Source organism: Paenibacillus sp. FSL H8-0537, assembly GCF_038051995.1.
In the GTDB taxonomy this organism is placed as follows: domain Bacteria; phylum Bacillota; class Bacilli; order Paenibacillales; family Paenibacillaceae; genus Pristimantibacillus.
In genome coordinates this window covers 1,139,309-1,157,316 of sequence record NZ_CP150290.1, presented here as the reverse complement: position 1 = coordinate 1,157,316, position 18,008 = coordinate 1,139,309, and the positions used below count along the sequence as shown (strand labels likewise).

Genomic DNA, 18,008 nt, shown 5'->3' with positions numbered 1-18,008 from the left:
TTCCTACCCGAATACTTTGAATTTGTTAAAGTCATAATAGCACCCGCAGATGCCGCTGTCAATCCGTTATTTTATACAAGATCGCAAGCTTCAACCGGCATCCAGTGCTCATCCTGTCCATCCCACTTCACGTTGCAGCCAATCGGGTTGGTATAAGGCACCGAAATCTCCTTGCCCAGCGTATGCTCGGTAAGTGCGCGCTCCAAATCATAAACCGTCACTTTGCCTGCGTCCCTCGGCTGGTCAACTCCCCGGCCCGTATAAACGAGCTTGCGCTCTTTATCAAAAACATAAAAATGCGGCGTACGCAGCGCCCCATAAGCTTTCGCTACCTCCTGCGTATCATCGCGCAAATACGTCCAAGGGAACTTCAGCTCATTCATTCGCTCCACCATATGCTCAAAGGAATCATCCGGCTTCGTATGGATGCTGTTCGCATTAATGCCGACGAAAGCAACGCCCTTCTCCTTGAACTTGATGGCAGTCTTGCGCGTGAGCTCGTCCGATCCGACGACATAAGGACAATGATTACAGGTGAAAAATACAACCAGCGTGTCCGCTTCGGCAAAATCCTGCAGCGAATAGCTCTTGCCATCCGTCGCCGGAAGCGTGAAATCCGGTGCTTGCTGACCAATCTGAACAGTGAAAGACATTATAAATCCCTCCCAGTATGAAATGACCATCACCTATAATTATACCACAATTAGGCAAAGCTTTTTTTGATGGCCCGGGAGTGCTTCGGACATATTAATTAAAGCCGCTAATCATGATTCAACTTATATAGGCTGCTTATGATGCCGCCAAGAAAGGAGTGGAGCTTATATGCCTCCATGGATCGTATGGCTTACCGATCACTGGCTTTCCGTTATGCTTACGTTTGGTGTCGTCGTTGCTGTCGTCTGGGTATTTTTCAACCGCAATCTGCTGTTCAATAAAAATTAGCCGCCCTCTCGGGCGGCTGATTTCGTTCCTCTGCGCATATGCCATACATTCATCTGCCTTCATACATACAGGTTAAGTTGTTGGTTTATCCTGATGGCTGATCGGCAGCTTGATCGTAATCACTGTTCCAGCTCCACGCTCGCTGTCTATTTTCATCTCGCCAGCATGCAGCTCGGTAATTTCCCTGCAGATCGCGAGCCCTAGCCCGCTTCCGCCCTGCCCTGTATTTCCCTTATAGAACTTCTCCGTCACATGGGGAATGTCCTCGGCTTCGATGCCGCAGCCGGTATCGGCAACGGTCAGCAGCGCATAGTCTTCGTCAGGCGTAATGGAGATCGATACTCGAATCGTGCCACCTGCTGGCGTGAACTTGAACGCATTGTCAATCAAATTAATGATGACCTGCTTCAAGCGGTTCGCATCTGCATACACCATCACTGGTGACTTGCCTAGCGTCACAAGCAGCTTTACGCCTGTCTGATCCTGCCGGACACCAAGCTGGGCGACCGTCTCTTTCACCGGGCTGTTGAGATCCAGCAGCTCGGCATGAAGCTCCATGCTTCCTGCCGACAGCTTGGAGAAATCGAGCAAATCCTCTACAAGCCCCGACAGGCGCAGCGTTTCGTGGCTAATAATTTGCAGCCCCAGCTTCATTTCCTCATTGTCGGCCGGGTCGCCTTCCTTCAACGTCTCGCTCCAGCCTCTGATCGACGTAAGCGGGGTTCGCAGCTCATGGGAAATGGAGGAGATAAAATCATTTTTGAGCTTCTCGCGGTGATTCAGCTCCACAACCATCGTGTTGAACGTTTCCGCCAGCTGGCCAATTTCATCATTGCTTCGCTTCGTCGCCCGCCTTGTCCAATCGCCATCAGCCATATACCTCGCTGCACGCGTCAGCTCGCGAATGGGGCGGACAATACGCTGCGCCAGCCATAGGCTTAACCCAAGGAACAGCAAAATGACCGCCAGCCCCACAAACGCCGTCATGCGCAGCAGTTGACTAACCATATCATCCACGGCACTGATGGAGGCCGAATAACGCAGCAGAGATACCACATGCGTATCGTTCCAGACCGGTATCGTAATTGACGTAACCCGCTCCTTATAATAAGGATCATTGCCCTGCCAAATGTCCGTCTGCCCGTTCATCGCGGCCTGCACGTCCAGCGTGTTGTACTGTACATTTTCGACCAGCCCGTCCGAGTCCATGCGCACCTTTCCGTACACATCAAGCAGTTGGAGCCGCGTATCGCCCTCCACCATATATTGCAGCATATAATCAGCTTGATCATGCATTTTCAGGGAGGCCATCGTCCGATTATGCGTGGCAAGGGCTGATACAGCCCGCTGTTTAACCGAGCTTTGTGCGCTGCCATAATAATAGTTGGTAATCAGCGTGGCAAAAAGTCCACCGAGCACGACGACAACGAGCGCAATCAGGAGCAAATAGCTCCACACGATTCTCGTCTTGAGACTGTTCATCCGCTGCTGCCCCTTCTCCAGCGGTAGCCGAAGCCCCACACCGTTTCGATGAAAGCAGGCTCAGAGGAATTGTCTTCGATTTTTTGGCGCACCCGCCTAATGTTAACGTCAACAACCTTAAGGTCGCCCACATAATAACGGCCCCAAACCTCGCTCAAAATATCATCGCGGCTGACACTTTTGCCCTCCCGCTCCATTAAAAGCCGCACCAGCGTCCATTCGGTTGGGGTCAAAATAATTTCCTCATCGTTTTTCCAAAGCTTGCGCGCTGATACCGACAGGCGGAATGGCCCAATTTTCAGCTCATCATCCGCTTGTGCTGCTTGTGCAGCCTGCGTCATAAGACCAGCCGCTGCCTCTTGGGCTGCCGCCGCCTGAAGCAGCGCAGCACTCGGCTGCATTCTCCGGTAGAGCGACTTGATTCGGGCAATCAGCTCGCCGGGGCTGAACGGCTTCTGCACATAATCGTCTGCTCCAAGCTCCAGCCCGTGAATTTTATCCTCTTCCTGCGACTTCGCAGTCAGCATAATAATGCCCATGCTCGGAAATTTGCTGCGCAGCTGCTCGCATACTTCAAATCCGCTAATTGTCGGCAGCATGACATCAAGCAGCGCAATATCGAACGGCCCCTCCGAATCAGCCAGAGCGAGCGCCGTTTCACCGTCGCCTGCTTCCGTCACTTCCATCTCGTTGCGTTTTAAATTAATGCGGACAAAGCCGCGAATCGCTTCTTCATCTTCCAGCAGCAAAATACGCATAGATCCACCCACTTTTTCCATTAGTCCGGCTTCGGCACCAGCAATTCCTGCAGTTGCTCCTTGTTCAGCTGCATCGCATAAAACGGCTGGCGATCACTGATATCCATCGTCCCTGGAGGAGTAAGCTGCTGCGCATAAATGTACACCAAGCCCGCATAGTTGAGCACGACATTGTAAGCGCGGTCTGATTCCTTCCACTCTTCCTGAACACTGCCCCACTTGGTTGCTGGAATAGCATATAACGTGCCCAGCTCAGACTTGTAGCCGGTATCTTCATTCCAATACTCAAAGGTGACGACGCCATATTCTTGATCGACGTCCGGGCTTCTCAGCGTATAGCGGCCCTTCCACTGATCCGGAATCGTAAAGCTGATCTGGTAGCTGTAATTCGAATACTCTTCCTTGACCAGCTTAAACGCCTTATCGCCATCCCACTGCAGCCACTCATTTACCCAGAGCATTCCGGCATAAGGCAGATCCGGATAGCCTGCAGGCTCTTTGGGCCGAGATAGCTCGATTATGCCATCTCCGTTAATATCCTCATTTTGCGTCGGCGTTCCAGACACGAGCGCATTTTCATACTCGCCCTGCTCGGATAACGCAACTGGCCGCAGTTTACCTTTCTCCCACACATACATAAACGTATACATCGAATGGGCGCCTACCGCAGCCTCCAATACGACACCTGTCTGCCGCTCGGAAACTTTGCCAATCAACAGCCGGTCGTAGTTAATGACATCATTGCTAAGATCGAGCTGCTGCAGCGCATGAAACTTGCCCTTTGTCCACTCATATACCGTCAGCTTATAGTTCGGCAGCTGTACCTCCTGATTCGCCCAATCCCCCGTGACGACCGCCAGCTCCAGCTTGCCATCTCCGTTCAGATCGCCCGCTTCCGCATACAAATAAGGCAGGGAATCCTCCGGCTCAAGCACAAGCTTTCCATCCTCATTGCGTACTGGCGTTTTTCCAAGCGAATACAGCTCGACCATATTGGAGCCATCATAGGAGCCAATCCAGCCGACTGCCAGATCCAGCTTGCCATCCTTGTCAAAGTCGCTTACCTTCATCCAGTCCATTCGCATGGATAAAGGCTGCTGAATCGTATAATAGGGCTTCCAGGTGTTGCCCCGATACCGGAGCAGCATCAGCTCAGGAGAGTTGTATTCATTGTTAAAAGAAACGAGCGCCTCGTCTACACCGTCGCCATCTACATCGAGCAGACGCACGGCGCCAAGCTTGTCATCGCGCATCGGAAGCGCCAGCTGCGCATGAGGCGGCAAAGCTTTCTGCACGGCCTGAACGAGCGCCTGCTTGTCCGAGGCGATAGTAGGCTTTTCAAGCAAATCCGCAGGAGCCGCTGTATAGCGGCAGCCGGTTGCTAATAAACAAAGCAAGGCGGCTGCAAGCAGCGCCCCGCTTATTTTTGATATAAACAATCGCTTAAGCCCCCTTACTTACGGTTCGAAAGCAGACCGGAATCAAGGCATTTCGTCAATCGTGACGAACGTATAGCCCTTCTTATGCAAGCTATCAATGACGTCTGGCAGCATGTCTACCGTGTTTTTAATACCTTTGCCTCCAAAAGAATGCATCAATATTATACCACCCGGCTTCGTATGCTCGCTAATGTTCTGCTTCATCACAGCTATAGACGTTCCAGCCCAGTCACGGGTATCCACATTCCAGCTTACCAATTCTCTTCCTTTTTCCTTCATTAGCTGCTTAACCGTACTGTTCACAGCTCCATATGGTGCACGCACCAGGTTGGGAGTAAAGCCGACTGCATCTTTAATCAACTTATCCGTTGTGGTGATTTCTTCCCAAATTTGGCTCTTGGTCAGCTTCGTCAAATCTTTATGATGGGTCGTATGATTGCCGATCTCATGGCCTTCGTCCACGATGCGCTTAAGCACATCCGGGTCCTTCTTCACCTGAACGCCGACTACGAAGAAAGTCGCTTTAACGCCCTTCTTTTTCAGGATATCCAAAATAGCTGGTGTATAACGGCTATCCGGTCCATCATCAAAGGTTAACGCGACAAGCTTCTGCTCCTTATCCGGCTTGCTCGCACCATTCTCTCCTTTCGGAGATGCCGAAGGCGTTGCTGTGGGAGCCGGCTTGCTTGTTGGTGTTGGTGAGCTTGCAGGTTTATTTGTATAAGTGCTGTTCGTTACGCTCGTTCCTATTTTGGAACCTCCGCTTTGTGTTTTCCCGCCAGTTCCACCGTTTGTACCGGATGCACCGGAGGTACTAGAACCATTTGCCGAACCGGATGCACCATCCGTTCCTTTCTGAGGGGAATGGGAAGCATCGGTGCTCGCTGGGTGACTTGCCGTGTCCGTACCGCTGTTTGTCCCTTCCGACAATGCCGGATGGTTAATATGGATAGTGTCCTCGGATGAAGCTCCCTGCTGGATGTTTGCGATTCCCTCTTTGCCTGGCATAAGCGCCTCAAGGCTCGAAGAAGCCTTAGTCCCGCAGCCACCAAGCCATAAGGCTAGTGCCACAAGTAGAAAGCTTGCTACTGCTAGTTTTCGTTTTGTTCTTTTGCGCGTCTTCATGCTGCTAACTCTAGTTCGTGTGTTATACTTCATCCGATTCACCCTTCTATTCCCTGCTGATAGATTTATCTTATCGCATTCATAGACGGAGTGCGTTACAAATTAGTTACACCTTTCGCCGGCATTTGACAGCGAAAACGAGGCGCTTAATCGTCACTACTTAATTAATATGAAAACTAATTCCCCCTTTTTAATTTTGAGTTTTTTAAGAATAAGACTGTATCACTCAAACCAATATTCTGTTTCTATAACACCTTTTTATGTAATTATTCCATTTAAAATCTTTCAAAATAAAACTATTGATCACCATTTAATATTATGGTAATTTTTAATAGTATCATAACTTGGAAGGGGAGTAGTAAAATTGAGGAAAAGTTATTAACAAAAGCTATTGTGCTATCTGTTCTGTCTGCTTCACAAATACAGACTTAGCAAATAGAGTACAAACAAAAATAGATAATAACGAAATGATTATTTCGGTTAAATGATTACTTACATTTATTTTAAAATTAATTAATGTAAATATTTTAAACGATTTTCACAATCATATACTACACTTAAATACCAAATACCCAAATGGAGGAGTATATGAAAAAGAAAATAATTATAGCACTAACCGCAGTCCTGATAATTGCTATAGCAGCTTTGGCATTTTTCCTCATTACTTTTGAGACCATTCCGGAAAACACAAAAATTATAAATCAAAATATGTTGAAGCTAAAGGGCGAAAACCGTTCTACTCCGTTTTCTGATGTCACTCCATTTGTTTGGGATAGAGCCTACATCCTTGAAGATCCTTACTATGATGGGGGAGCCATAGATAAAATTGTCGGGGCTGAAACCAATCTGAAAAGACTAGAGACGGAAGTTAGACGCCGAATTGTTTTTGTGAATCAAGGGAAGTTTGTATACGATTATATTTATAACATTAGTGAGTTCACCTTCAGACCTTTTGGGACACTAGAGCTGACGACAAGTGACACGATTCGTATAGCAGTTGGAACATCGAAAGCTTTAATCGTACAAGTAGAGCCGTAGAGCCACCATGTTGATTAACAAAGTCGTCTATAGATGGCTTCCAGCATTAAAAAATAGATGATAGACTGACTGACGGTATGATTCCTCGCTTTCAAAAGGAATCATACCTGTTTTGGTATGCTTAAAGAGTATAAAGATCACTTTAAAGTAAAGCGATGCCTCTTACACAGGTACCTTAGCTGTCTCAAACACAGACTTAGCAAATAGGAGGAGCATATGAAAAATAACATAAAAAGTAGATGGATAGCAGTTGGTCTAATCGCTATAGCGGTTATAGCAGTTTTAGTGTTCTTCCTTATTACGTATGAAAGACTCCCTGAAAATACTCATATTATTAATCAGAATATGATGAAGTTGAAGGAAGACAATCGCTCTGTCCCATTCACTGAGTTGACTCCGTTTGTTTGGGATAAGGCTTATGTACTTGATAATCCTTTCTACAATGGGCAAGCAATAGATGAAATTGTCGGGGTCACCACTCACTTAGATAGGTTAGAAACGGATCATAGACGCAGAATTGTTTTCGTTAATCAAGGTAAGTTTGTATATGATTACATTTATGATTTCAGTGCTTTCACCTATAAACCCTTTGGCATAATCGAACTTACACCAAGCAGCACGATTCGTGTACTAAAAGGAACTTCTAAAGCTCTCATTATAGAAGTAAAGTCATGATGTTAATAAACGCAGTAAAGCCGCACATTGGCGGCTTTACTGCGTTTATCAATACATTTGATAGACTAACAGGTATGATCTCTCGCTATTAAAGAGAAATCATACCTGTTTTTTTCATACTCTGATCAAATAAAGATCGCTTTCTAGCTAAAAGATACTTCTTACACCAGTGCTTTCGCCGCAATATCCGAACGGCTCTGCATACCATCGAAATGGATAACGCCTACCGCATCATAAGCACGAGCACGTGCCTGCGCGATGTCACGGCCGCGGCCGACAACACCTAGCACACGTCCGCCACTTGTTACGAACTGGCCGTCCTTCTCAGCTGTTCCCGCATGGAACACAAGCGCGCCTTGCGCTTCGGCTTTCGCCAGCCCTTCAATGACGCGGCCCTTCGGATACGAGGCCGGATAACCCTCGGAAGCCATAATGACGCAGACCGCTGCCTCATCACTCCAAGTAATATCAAGCTGCTCCAGCCTGCCGTTCAGCGAGGCCAATACGATGTCGACAAGATCGGTTTCCAGACGCGGAAGCACAACCTGTGTTTCCGGATCGCCCATACGCGCATTGAACTCAATCGTTTTCGGGCCATCCTTCGTAATCATCAGACCTGCGAACAATACGCCGCGGAACGGGCGGCCTTCGCTAACCATCGCTTTTGCCGTTGGAATAATGATGTTCGCAATCGACTCGTCGATAATCGCCTGATCAATATGCGGCAGCGGCGTATACGTGCCCATACCGCCCGTATTCGGACCTTTATCGCCGTCGAAAATCGGCTTGTGATCCTGTGCCGGCACCATGGCCCGCACCGTCTCGCCATCTACGAACGCAAGGATGGACATTTCCTGTCCTTCCAAAAACTCCTCAATTACGATTTGGTTGCCCGCATCGCCAAACACTTTATCCAGCATCGCTTCTTTCAGCGCCTGCTGTGCTTCTTCCATCGTAAAGGCCACGGTTACACCCTTGCCTGCCGCAAGTCCATCCGCTTTAATGACGATAGGCGTCTGCTGTGCCTGCAAATAAGCGGAAGCCGCCTCATATTCGGTAAACGTCTCATATTTAGCCGTCGGAATATTGTATTTCTTGAGCAAATTTTTCATAAAAATTTTGCTGCCTTCAATTTCCGCTGCCGCTTTATTCGGACCGTATACCGGAATTTGATGTGCTTCGAACGCATCAACGATGCCGTCCGCCAGCGGATCATCTGGGCCGATAAATACGAGATCGATAGCCGCATCTTTAGCGAACTCTACCAGCTCGTCAAATTGATTGACAGCCAGCGGCACGCATTCTGCCAGCTGCGCGATGCCTGCATTGCCCGGCGCACAATAGATGCTGCGGACCTTCTCGCTTTTTTTCAGCGCCCATACGATCGCATGCTCGCGGCCACCGCCGCCTACTACTAAAATTCGCATCTTGTCAGCTCCCTCTTAATGCTTGAAATGACGAACGCCAGTCAGTACCATGGCAATGTTGTTGGCATTTGCTGCGGCAATCGATTCGGCATCCTTAATGGAGCCGCCCGTTTGGATAATCGCCGTAATGCCAGCTTTAGCTGCCAGCTCAACCGTATCGCCCATTGGGAAAAAGGCATCCGACGCCAGTACAGCGCCAGCGGACTGCGCACCAGCCTGCTCGATTGCGATGCGAGCAGCGCCTACACGGTTCATTTGGCCTGCGCCTACGCCAATCGTCATATTATTTTTCGCCAGCAAAATCGCATTCGATTTCACATGCTTCACGACTTTCCAGCCAAACAGCAATTGCTTCAGCTCTTCCTCAGTCGGCTTGCGGTCAGTTACGAATTGCAGGTCTGCTTCCGTCAGGCTGCGAACATCGCTTTCCTGTACGAGCATGCCGCCGTCAACCGTCGTCACGAGCAGCTCAGGCTTGCGGTCAGCCGCAGCAACGGAAAGCTCGCCGAGCTTCATGAGGCGAATGTTTTTCTTTTTCGTCAAAATATCCAGCGCTTCCGGCGTAAAGTCCGGCGCAATAATAATTTCAAGGAAAATTTGGCCCAGCAGCTCAGCTGTGTCTGCGCCGATTACGCGGTTCGCCGCAACGATGCCGCCAAAGATCGAGGTCGGATCAGCCGCATACGCTTTTTGATACGCTTCATGAATGTCAGCGCCCGTGCCTACGCCGCAAGGATTCATATGCTTAACGGCAACAACCGCTGGCTCATCAAATTCCTTAACAATCGCAAGCGCTGCGTTTGCATCATTAATGTTATTGTAGGACAGCTCTTTGCCGTGCAATTGCTCAGCTGTCGTAATGTTGCCTGTCGAAGCAAGCGGCTTGCTGTAGAAAGCAGCCTTCTGATGCGGGTTCTCGCCATAGCGGAGATCCTGTACTTTTTCATAAGTAACGGTGTAGCTTTCTGGAAGCTCTTCGCCTGTCTGCTTGGACAAATATTCAGCAATCAGCGTATCGTAAGCTGCTGTATGACGGAATACTTTCGCCGTCAAGCGCTTGCGTGTTTCAAGCGTCGTGTCGCCGCCCGCTTTTACTTCCTCCAGCACAGCCGCGTAATCCGCAGCGTCTACGACAACCGTAACGAATGCATGGTTCTTCGCAGCAGAGCGCAGCATCGTTGGACCGCCGATATCGATGTTTTCAATCGCATCTGCGTATTCCACATCCGGCTTAGCAATCGTCTGCTTGAACGGATACAGATTTACGACAACGAGGTCGATGTAGCTGAGGCCCAGCTCTTCCATCACCTTCTGGTGCTCTGCATCGTCGCGCACAGCGAGCAGGCCGCTATGTACAGCAGGGTGCAGCGTTTTGACGCGTCCATCCAAAATTTCCGGGAAGCCCGTTACATCGGAAATGCCGATAACCGGAATGCCCTCTTTTTCCAATAAGCTGAATGTTCCGCCTGTCGAAATAATTTCCACGCCTTGGCTTGCCAGCTCACGCGAAAACTCCACAATACCCGTCTTATCGGATACGCTGATTAATGCTCTACGAATAGCCATTCCACAAAGCCCTCCTTATTTGTCTTAACCCTGTTACGCTCTAACCGCTTTATCGTTATGAATGCCCAATCATTCAGCTTGCTTGCTCACATCAATCTGCACCAAGCGTCCGTCCAGCTGTACCCGTCCACCAGCAATTTGCCGCACGACCTGCGGAAGCAGCAGCTGCTCCGCCGCTTGGATGCGTACCGCAAGCTCATCCTCCGTCTCGCCGTCTGCAACCCCGACCGCCTGCTGGGCAATAATCGGGCCGCTGTCGAGACCGCCGTCCACATAATGCACGGTGACACCCGTCAGCTTCACGCCGTAATCAAGTGCCTGGCGAATCGCATTTATGCCGGGAAACGCTGGCAGCAGTGAAGGATGGATATTGATCATTCGACCATAGAAAGGCTCCACCAGCACCGGCGTAATGATGCGCATATAGCCTGCCAGCACAATCAGCTCAATGCCGCGGCGCTCAAGCTCCGCCAAAATAACGCTGTCATGCGCTTCGCGGGACGGATAGTCCTTCGGTTTAAAAATAAACGTTTCTACGCCAGCCTTGCGCGCCCGCTCGATAACCGGAGCAGACGGCTTATCACAAACAAGAAGCTCGATAGTTGCATCGAGCTCCCCCTGCCATGCCGCATCGGCCAAGGCTTGAAAATTGGTGCCTTGACCTGATGCAAATACGGCTATACGCTTCGCTGCCATTACACCGTCGCTCCTGTAAACGTGACGATGCGGCTGCCTTCCGTTACTGTTCCAATGCGGTAAGCTTTCTCGCCAAGCCCACTTGCTACGCGAAGCGCTTCTTCCGCTTCATCAGCCGGTACAACGACTACGAGGCCAATACCCATATTAAACGTCGTGAACATATCACGATTCGTAATCGAACCTTTTTCCTGCATGAGGCCAAAAATGTTGTGGATCGGCCAAGAGCCGTATTCCACATTCACGTTCACGCCTTCCGGCAATACGCGCGGAATGTTCTCAATGAAGCCGCCGCCTGTAATATGCGCCATGCCTTTCACCTTCACTTGCTCAATCAGCTTAAGCGCTGATTTCACATAAATACGCGTTGGCTCGATCAATACATCGCCAAGCTTCGCGCCATCAAGCTCTGCCAGCTCCTGATCCAGCGCATAGCCGCTCTCTTCCAGAAGCAATCTGCGAACGAGCGAATAGCCATTGCTGTGAATGCCGCTTGACGCAAGTCCAATTACTGCGTCTCCGGGCGCAATGGTCGTGCCATCGATGATTTTTTTCTTATCGACAACGCCGACCGTAAAGCCCGCGATATCGTATTCGTCGCCTTGGTACATACCTGGCATTTCCGCTGTCTCGCCGCCAATCAGTGCACAGCCAGCTTGAACGCAGCCGTCTGCGATGCCTTTAACGACCGCTTCGATTTTCTCAGGCACGACTTTGCCGCAAGCGAGGTAATCGAGGAAGAACAAAGGCTCAGCGCCTTGTACAATGATGTCATTGACACACATGGCAACCGCATCGATACCGATCGTGTCATGCTTATCCATTGCAAAAGCCAGCTTCAGCTTCGTGCCAACGCCGTCTGTACCCGATACGAGCACCGGCTCATCATATTTATCCTTGTTTAGGCCGAACAGGCCGCCAAAGCCGCCAAGATCTGTCAGTACCTCAGGACGGAACGTTTTCTTGACATGCTTCTTCATTCTTTCGACCGCTTCGTTGCCAGCCGCTATATCGACGCCAGCTTTTTTATACGCTTCTGCCACATCGTTCAACCCCTTTATCGTAGCCGCCAAGCTGGCGCGCCTGAATCAGGCGCGCAAATGGCAGGCAGCACTATTATTTCTAACTTGCACTATTACAGCTTCATGCTGCAGCCAGACTGCTAAAGTCTAGCAGCTGCAGCTTTTGTCCGATTCCTCATCAACAGGCGTCGGGTAATCATTATCAAAGCAGCCGAGGCACATGCCCCGGTTATAAGCGCCGTCATTGCCGCCAACCGAATCAATAAAGCCGCTGTCGCTAAGGAAGGTCAGCGAATCCGCATTAATCAGCTCGCAAATTTCCTGCACCGTGCGGGAAGATGCAATAAGCTCATCGCGGCTCGGCGTATCAATGCCGTAGTAGCAAGGGTTTTTGAAAGGCGGCGATGTAATCCGCACATGCACTTCCGTTGCTCCCGCTTCACGCAGCATATTGACGATCCGGCGCGACGTTGTGCCGCGAACGATCGAGTCGTCAATCATGACGACGCGTTTGCCTTCTACGACTTTGCGCACGGCGGACAGCTTCATCTTTACGCCCTGCTCACGCAGCTCCTGCGAAGGCTGGATGAACGTACGGCCGGTGTATTTATTTTTGATAAGTCCAAGCTCATACGGAATACCCGTCTGCTCCGCGTAACCGATTGCCGCGGATATACTGGAGTCCGGCACACCCGTTACGATATCAGCATCGACGAACGATTCCATCGCGAGCTGCTTGCCCATCCGCTTGCGCGCGGAATGAATGTTGATCTCATGAATGTCACTGTCGGGACGGGCAAAATAAATGTATTCCATCGCGCAGGTCGCCCGGCGCGTTACTTCCGCATAACGATCCTCTTTCATGCCATCCTGATCGAAAATAAGCAGCTCGCCCGGCTGAACGTCACGCAAATACTGGGCACCAATCGATTCAAACGCGCACGACTCGGAAGAAAAAACATAGCCCTCGCCGATGCGGCCCACCACGAGCGGACGAAGTCCGTTCGGATCGGAAGCGACCAGCAGCTTGTCGTTTGTCATAATCAGGAAAGCGAAGCCTCCAACGATACGCTGAAGCGCTTCTTTCGCTGCCGTCACAAAATCCTTCGGCGAACGGGCGATCAAATGCGCAATAACCTCGGTATCGCTCGTCGTCTGGAAAATAGAGCCCAGGTTCTCCAGCTCCTTGCGGATTTCCGGCGCATTTACGATATTGCCGTTCGTCGCTACCGCAAGATCGCCATCCCGATAGCGGAAGATCAGCGGCTGCGCATTTGCCAGCTTGCTCTCTCCTGCTGTCGAATAGCGCACATGCCCGATAGAGCGATCGCCAGGGAGCCCCGCTAGGCGCTCCTTGTCGAAAACTTCCTTGACGAGTCCCATGCCGCGGTGATAGCTGAAACGATTGCGGTCCGTCGTGTCGACGGTGCAAATGCCCGCAGATTCCTCGCCGCGATGCTGCAACGCATGAAGGCCATAGTAGGAAAGCGATGCTGCGTCTGCATGATTGAAGACGCCGAACACGCCGCATTCCTCGCGCAGCTTGTCGAAGAAATCCTCCCGACCGCCGCCTTGATTATAATAATCGCCTGACCAAAGCTTAGGCTGCTTTATTTCATCAGACATGGAATCGCATCCTTCCAGACCTTCTCCAGTTGTTGTACCGGCGCCTGAATGCCGGATTTGCCATTGATGCTGATCGAAAGAGCAGCTCCTTTAACCGAACCAATTGCCGCATGGGCAACGCCTTGCTCAGCCAGCAATGCTTGCAGCGCTGCTGCTTGCTCCGGCTTCGCTGATAGCAAAATACGCGATTGCGACTCGCTGAACAATGCATGATCGGCGCGCAGCTCTGTATTTACATTAACTTCTGCACCAAGCTTGCCGCTTATGCAGGATTCTGCCAGTGCAACCGCAATACCGCCTTCGGACAAGTCATGCGCCGAAGCGACCAGGCCGCTTTGAATCGCGCTCAGCACAGCGCCAAGCATCTTTTTCTCAACAGCTAGATCAATAACCGGAGGACGGCCTTCATTCACGCCTTGCAGCACGTATTGCAGCTCGCTTCCGCCCATTTCGGCTTTCGTTTCGCCGACGAGAATGATGACGTCGCCTTCGTTTTTGAAGCCTTGAGTCGTAATATGATCGATATCATGAACGAGACCTACCATGCCGATAACCGGCGTCGGGTAAATCGCACCTTTTGCATTTTCATTGTACAAGCTGACGTTGCCGCCGATAACGGGCGTTTCCAGTACGCGGCAAGCCTCGGACATGCCGTCTGCCGATTTCTCGATCTGCCAGAATACATCCGGCTTCTCTGGGCTGCCGAAGTTCAGGTTGTCCGTAATGGCCAGCGGCTCTGCGCCGGAACAAACGATGTTGCGCGCAGCTTCCGCTACAGCAATGCGTCCGCCCACTTCTGGATCAAGGTATACATAACGGCTGTTGCAGTCCGTTGTCATCGCGAGTGCCTTGCGTGTACCGTTAATAGTAACGACTGCTGCGTCCGAACCCGGTTGTACCGCTGTCGACGTACGCACCATATAGTCGTACTGATTGTAAACCCACTCTTTGCTGGCCACCGTTGGCGAAGCGAGTACTTTCTCAAGCGCAGCCGTCAAATCCGTTACTTCCGGATAAGCCGTTGTGTCGATTGCCGCATTCGCACTGTAATATGCAGGCTCCTGCGAGGGCTTGTCATAAACCGGACACTCGTCAACGAGTGCTGTTACCGGCATATCGGCCACTTGCTCGCCTTGGTGGAACAAGCGGAGACGTCCGTCATCCGTTACTTTGCCGACTTTGGCGCAAATAATGCCCCAACGCTCGAAAATTTCTTTCGCCTGCGCTTCATGCTGCGGCTCTACAACGAAGAGCATGCGCTCTTGCGATTCAGACAGCATCATTTCGTAAGGCGTCATGCCTGTTTCGCGCTGCGGTACTTCATCGAGATATAGCTCAAGACCGTTGCCGGCTTTCGATGCCATCTCGGCGCTGGAGCAAGTCAGGCCAGCTGCGCCCATATCCTGAATCCCAAGCACAATGCCGGAATCGATCAGCTCAAGCGTCGCTTCCATAACCAGCTTCTCCATAAATGGATCGCCGACTTGAACCGCCGTACGCTTCTCTTCGGATTCCTCAGACAGCTCGACCGAAGCGAAGGTTGCGCCGTGGATGCCGTCGCGGCCAGTTGCCGGACCGACATAAAATACCGGGTTGCCTACGCCTTTAGCGACGCCGCGTTGGATTTTATCATGGTCGATGAGGCCTACGCACATCGCGTTAACGAGCGGATTGCCCTCGTAGCTCTCGTCGAACATAACTTCACCGCCGACAGTCGGGATGCCGATACAGTTGCCGTAGCCAGCGATGCCGCTAACGACATTTTCAAACAAATATTTAACGCGATCATTTTCAAGACGGCCAAAACGCAAGCTGTTCATCAAAGCAACAGGACGTGCGCCCATCGAGAAAATATCGCGGATAATGCCGCCTACACCTGTAGCTGCGCCTTGGTAAGGCTCAACCGCGGAGGGATGGTTATGCGATTCGATTTTGAATACGACCGCTTGATTGTCGCCAATATCTACGATACCTGCGCCTTCGCCTGGTCCCATTAGAACTTTAGGTCCAGTGATCGGGAATTTTTTCAAAATCGGCTTGGAGTTTTTGTAGGAGCAATGCTCCGACCACATGACGCTGAATACGCCAATCTCCGTATAGTTTGGCTGGCGGCCAAGAAATCCGCAAATCAGCTCATATTCATAATCCGTTACGCCGAACTGCGTATAAATCCGCTGATCCGCGATTTGTTCCGCTGTCGGTTCCTTAGCTGTTAACTGCTGCGCCATGCTGTTCCCTCCATGCATTCAAAATCGATGTAAACATTTTTTTGCCGTCCTCTGAGCCGAACAATTGGTTAATTGCACGCTCTGGATGCGGCATCATGCCGACTACGTTGCCACGCTCGTTGCTCACGCCCGCGATGTTCGATACCGATCCGTTCGGATTGGTGTCGCCCGCATAGCGGAAAATAATTTGCTTGTTCGCTTCCAGCTGTGCCAGCGTCGCGTCGTCGCAATAGTAGTTGCCTTCGCCGTGGGCGATCGGAATGTTGATGATATCGCCTTCCGCATACTGGTTCGTGAACGGATTGCCGTTGTTCACGACCTCCAGCGGCGTCTGATGGCAGCGGAATTTGAGGCCGCTGTTGCGAATCAAAGCGCCTGGCAGCAGGCCCGCTTCCGTAAGAATTTGGAACCCGTTGCAAATGCCGAGGATGAACTTGCCTTCCTCCGCTGCTTTCTTCACTTCATTCATAACAGGAGCGAAACGGGAAATCGCGCCGCAGCGCAGGTAATCGCCATAGGAGAAGCCTCCTGGCACCAAAATCGCGTCATAACCGGAAAGATCCGTCGATGTATGCCATACATACTCTACCTTTTGGCCAATCGCTTCCTCTACCGCCTTGTAACAATCAATATCACAGTTGGAACCTGGAAAAACCAGAACCGCAAACTTCATCGCCTATCCCTCCAGCTCAAAACGGTAATCTTCTACGACCGTGTTCGCAAGCAGCTTCTCGCACATTTCCTTGATGCGCTTCTCTGCCTCGCTGCGGTCAATATCGCCCAGCTCAAGCTCCAAATATTTGCCGATCCGAACCTTTTCCACTTCGGCAAAGCCCATCGAGTGCAAAGCTCCTTGTACAGCTGTTCCTTGTGGATCAAGTACATTTTCCTTGATTGTTACGTAGACGGTTGCTTTCATTGTTGGCCTCCTGATAATGAAAATAATAGTGTAGCGTTAACGCTGCTTCGCTTTTCTTCTGCTTTTGGCGAGCACCCCACAGGCTCCCTCCAGCAAAATCGCTTTGCTTTTATCGTTGTGCTTGAATCGTTGATCTATATCTCTAAGTGCACGAAATAGCTAGTAGCTTTCCGAACCGGTCAAGCGGCGGTAAATATCCTGATACCGCTTCGTCGTCTCTGCAACAACCGCTTCCGGCAGCGGGTCCGGCTTGCTGTTTTTGTCCCAATCTGAGCCGAGCAAATAGGTGCGCACCGGCTCCTTGTCCATGCTGTCGATCTCAATGTCATAGGCGAAATTGCCCTCTGCCCAGAAACGCGAGGAATCCGGCGTGAAAATCTCGTCAATGAGAATAACCTTGCCATCAATCAGGCCAAATTCAAATTTGCAATCGGCGAGAATGATGCCGCGCTCGGCGCAATAAGCGTGAGCGAACTCATAAAGCTTAATGCTGCGGTCGCGCAGCTCTTCGGAAAGCTCAGCGCCAACCAGCTCCTGCATCCGCTCGAACGGGATATCCTCATCATGGCCGACGTCGTTTTTCGCCGCTGGCGTAAAGATCGGCTGCGGAAAACGTTCATTTTTGCGCAGGCCTGCCGGCAGCTCAATGCCATTGATCGCAGACGTCTGCTGATATTGTCTCCAGCCGCCGCCTGTGATATAGCCGCGCACGACGCATTCAATGTCAATACGCTCTGCTTTAAGAGTCACCATAATTCGGTTCCGCAGCAGCTCAGGCTCGGTAATGAGCTCGCCCAGCTTGTCCACATCGGTATGCACGACGTGGTTCGTCTGGATCGAAGCCGTCTGCTCAAACCAGAACGCCGACAGGCGGTTAAGCACATTGCCCTTCTCCGGCACAGCCGGATCAAGCACATAATCGAACGCCGAGATGCGATCCGTTACAACGATGAGAAAATGCTCGCCCAGATCATAAAGCTCTCTAACCTTCCCCTTGTATAGAAGGGGCGCTTTTACATATGGAGCAGCAGTAGACAAGCTTTGAGATGATGCAGTCATTCGCCA

The 18,008-nt window shown here is 50.8% G+C and carries 16 protein-coding genes; 2 read left to right on the top strand and 14 right to left on the bottom strand.

Annotation, left to right across the window (positions count from 1 at the left end; all coding sequences use genetic code 11):
• Positions 1-71 precede the first annotated feature (71 nt).
• The 5 genes from MHB80_RS04780 to MHB80_RS04760 all read right to left on the bottom strand — a co-directional run bounded on the left by MHB80_RS04780 (position 72) and on the right by MHB80_RS04760 (position 5,779).
• Complete coding sequence (locus MHB80_RS04780) at positions 72-653, bottom strand: thioredoxin family protein (RefSeq protein ID WP_341281101.1); 582 nt, start codon at positions 651-653, stop codon at positions 72-74.
• Between the two features lie 361 nt (positions 654-1,014).
• A complete protein-coding gene (locus MHB80_RS04775; RefSeq protein ID WP_341281100.1) occupies positions 1,015-2,424 on the bottom strand; it encodes a HAMP domain-containing sensor histidine kinase in 1,410 nt (469 codons plus the stop codon).
• Positions 2,421-3,182 (bottom strand): response regulator transcription factor, encoded by a 762-nt coding sequence (locus MHB80_RS04770; RefSeq protein WP_341282864.1) that lies wholly within the window; start codon positions 3,180-3,182, stop codon positions 2,421-2,423. Before MHB80_RS04770 ends, MHB80_RS04775 begins: the two co-directional genes overlap by 4 nt.
• Before the next feature lie 20 nt (positions 3,183-3,202).
• On the bottom strand, positions 3,203-4,621 hold the full coding sequence (locus MHB80_RS04765; RefSeq protein WP_341281099.1) for a VCBS repeat-containing protein: 1,419 nt from the start codon (positions 4,619-4,621) through the stop codon (positions 3,203-3,205).
• Positions 4,622-4,663: 42 nt separating this feature from the next.
• Positions 4,664-5,779 carry a polysaccharide deacetylase family protein gene (locus MHB80_RS04760; RefSeq protein WP_341281098.1) on the bottom strand — a complete coding sequence of 372 codons (1,116 nt, stop codon included), beginning with the start codon at positions 5,777-5,779 and terminating at the stop codon, positions 4,664-4,666.
• Between the two features lie 555 nt (positions 5,780-6,334).
• Here MHB80_RS04760 and MHB80_RS04755 point away from each other — a divergent pair.
• Positions 6,335-6,784 (top strand): hypothetical protein, encoded by a 450-nt coding sequence (locus MHB80_RS04755; RefSeq protein ID WP_341281097.1) that lies wholly within the window; start codon positions 6,335-6,337, stop codon positions 6,782-6,784.
• A 216-nt stretch (positions 6,785-7,000) separates the two neighbouring features.
• Positions 7,001-7,459, top strand: coding sequence for a hypothetical protein (locus MHB80_RS04750; RefSeq protein WP_341281096.1), 459 nt, complete (start codon positions 7,001-7,003; stop codon positions 7,457-7,459).
• Positions 7,460-7,620: 161 nt separating this feature from the next.
• On the opposite strand, the gene purD is transcribed toward MHB80_RS04750, so the two are convergent.
• The 9 genes from purD to MHB80_RS04705 form a co-directional block, all read right to left on the bottom strand.
• On the bottom strand, positions 7,621-8,886 hold the full coding sequence (purD, locus tag MHB80_RS04745) for a phosphoribosylamine--glycine ligase (RefSeq protein WP_341281095.1): 1,266 nt from the start codon (positions 8,884-8,886) through the stop codon (positions 7,621-7,623).
• 15 nt (positions 8,887-8,901) lie between these two features.
• Positions 8,902-10,452: a bifunctional phosphoribosylaminoimidazolecarboxamide formyltransferase/IMP cyclohydrolase gene (gene purH / locus MHB80_RS04740; protein WP_341281094.1), complete on the bottom strand. Its 1,551-nt coding sequence runs from the start codon at positions 10,450-10,452 to the stop codon at positions 8,902-8,904.
• Between the two features lie 69 nt (positions 10,453-10,521).
• Positions 10,522-11,148, bottom strand: coding sequence for a phosphoribosylglycinamide formyltransferase (gene purN / locus MHB80_RS04735; RefSeq protein ID WP_341281093.1), 627 nt, complete (start codon positions 11,146-11,148; stop codon positions 10,522-10,524).
• Positions 11,148-12,191 (bottom strand): phosphoribosylformylglycinamidine cyclo-ligase, encoded by a 1,044-nt coding sequence (gene purM, locus MHB80_RS04730; RefSeq protein WP_341282863.1) that lies wholly within the window; start codon positions 12,189-12,191, stop codon positions 11,148-11,150. The genes purN and purM overlap by 1 nt, the downstream gene beginning before the upstream one ends.
• A 126-nt stretch (positions 12,192-12,317) precedes the next feature.
• Positions 12,318-13,796: an amidophosphoribosyltransferase gene (gene purF / locus MHB80_RS04725; RefSeq protein ID WP_341281092.1), complete on the bottom strand. Its 1,479-nt coding sequence runs from the start codon at positions 13,794-13,796 to the stop codon at positions 12,318-12,320.
• Entirely contained in the window at positions 13,781-16,024 is a 2,244-nt protein-coding gene (purL, locus tag MHB80_RS04720; RefSeq protein WP_341281091.1) for a phosphoribosylformylglycinamidine synthase subunit PurL, read from the bottom strand. Before purL ends, purF begins: the two co-directional genes overlap by 16 nt.
• Positions 16,002-16,697 (bottom strand): phosphoribosylformylglycinamidine synthase subunit PurQ, encoded by a 696-nt coding sequence (gene purQ, locus MHB80_RS04715; protein WP_046231573.1) that lies wholly within the window; start codon positions 16,695-16,697, stop codon positions 16,002-16,004. Before purQ ends, purL begins: the two co-directional genes overlap by 23 nt.
• 3 nt (positions 16,698-16,700) lie before the next feature.
• Entirely contained in the window at positions 16,701-16,943 is a 243-nt protein-coding gene (purS, locus tag MHB80_RS04710) for a phosphoribosylformylglycinamidine synthase subunit PurS (protein ID WP_046231574.1), read from the bottom strand.
• Positions 16,944-17,102: 159 nt separating this feature from the next.
• Positions 17,103-18,002 (bottom strand): phosphoribosylaminoimidazolesuccinocarboxamide synthase, encoded by a 900-nt coding sequence (locus MHB80_RS04705; protein WP_341281090.1) that lies wholly within the window; start codon positions 18,000-18,002, stop codon positions 17,103-17,105.
• Positions 18,003-18,008 lie beyond the last annotated feature (6 nt).

Excerpts from the sequence above, each read along its gene's own strand:
- purS (WP_046231574.1), bottom strand. The coding sequence starts at position 16,943 with ATGAAAGCAACCGTCTACGTAACAATCAAGGAAAATGTACTTGATCCA.
- purD (WP_341281095.1), bottom strand. The coding sequence starts at position 8,886 with ATGCGAATTTTAGTAGTAGGCGGCGGTGGCCGCGAGCATGCGATCGTA.
- MHB80_RS04775 (WP_341281100.1), bottom strand. The coding sequence starts at position 2,424 with ATGAACAGTCTCAAGACGAGAATCGTGTGGAGCTATTTGCTCCTGATT.
- MHB80_RS04755 (WP_341281097.1), top strand. The coding sequence starts at position 6,335 with ATGAAAAAGAAAATAATTATAGCACTAACCGCAGTCCTGATAATTGCT.
- purQ (WP_046231573.1), bottom strand. The coding sequence starts at position 16,697 with ATGAAGTTTGCGGTTCTGGTTTTTCCAGGTTCCAACTGTGATATTGAT.
- MHB80_RS04770 (WP_341282864.1), bottom strand. The coding sequence starts at position 3,182 with ATGCGTATTTTGCTGCTGGAAGATGAAGAAGCGATTCGCGGCTTTGTC.
- purN (WP_341281093.1), bottom strand. The coding sequence starts at position 11,148 with ATGGCAGCGAAGCGTATAGCCGTATTTGCATCAGGTCAAGGCACCAAT.
- MHB80_RS04705 (WP_341281090.1), bottom strand. The coding sequence starts at position 18,002 with ATGACTGCATCATCTCAAAGCTTGTCTACTGCTGCTCCATATGTAAAA.
- purL (WP_341281091.1), bottom strand. The coding sequence starts at position 16,024 with ATGGCGCAGCAGTTAACAGCTAAGGAACCGACAGCGGAACAAATCGCG.
- purH (WP_341281094.1), bottom strand. The coding sequence starts at position 10,452 with ATGGCTATTCGTAGAGCATTAATCAGCGTATCCGATAAGACGGGTATT.
- MHB80_RS04760 (WP_341281098.1), bottom strand. The coding sequence starts at position 5,779 with ATGAAGTATAACACACGAACTAGAGTTAGCAGCATGAAGACGCGCAAA.
- MHB80_RS04780 (WP_341281101.1), bottom strand. The coding sequence starts at position 653 with ATGTCTTTCACTGTTCAGATTGGTCAGCAAGCACCGGATTTCACGCTT.
- MHB80_RS04750 (WP_341281096.1), top strand. The coding sequence starts at position 7,001 with ATGAAAAATAACATAAAAAGTAGATGGATAGCAGTTGGTCTAATCGCT.
- purF (WP_341281092.1), bottom strand. The coding sequence starts at position 13,796 with ATGTCTGATGAAATAAAGCAGCCTAAGCTTTGGTCAGGCGATTATTAT.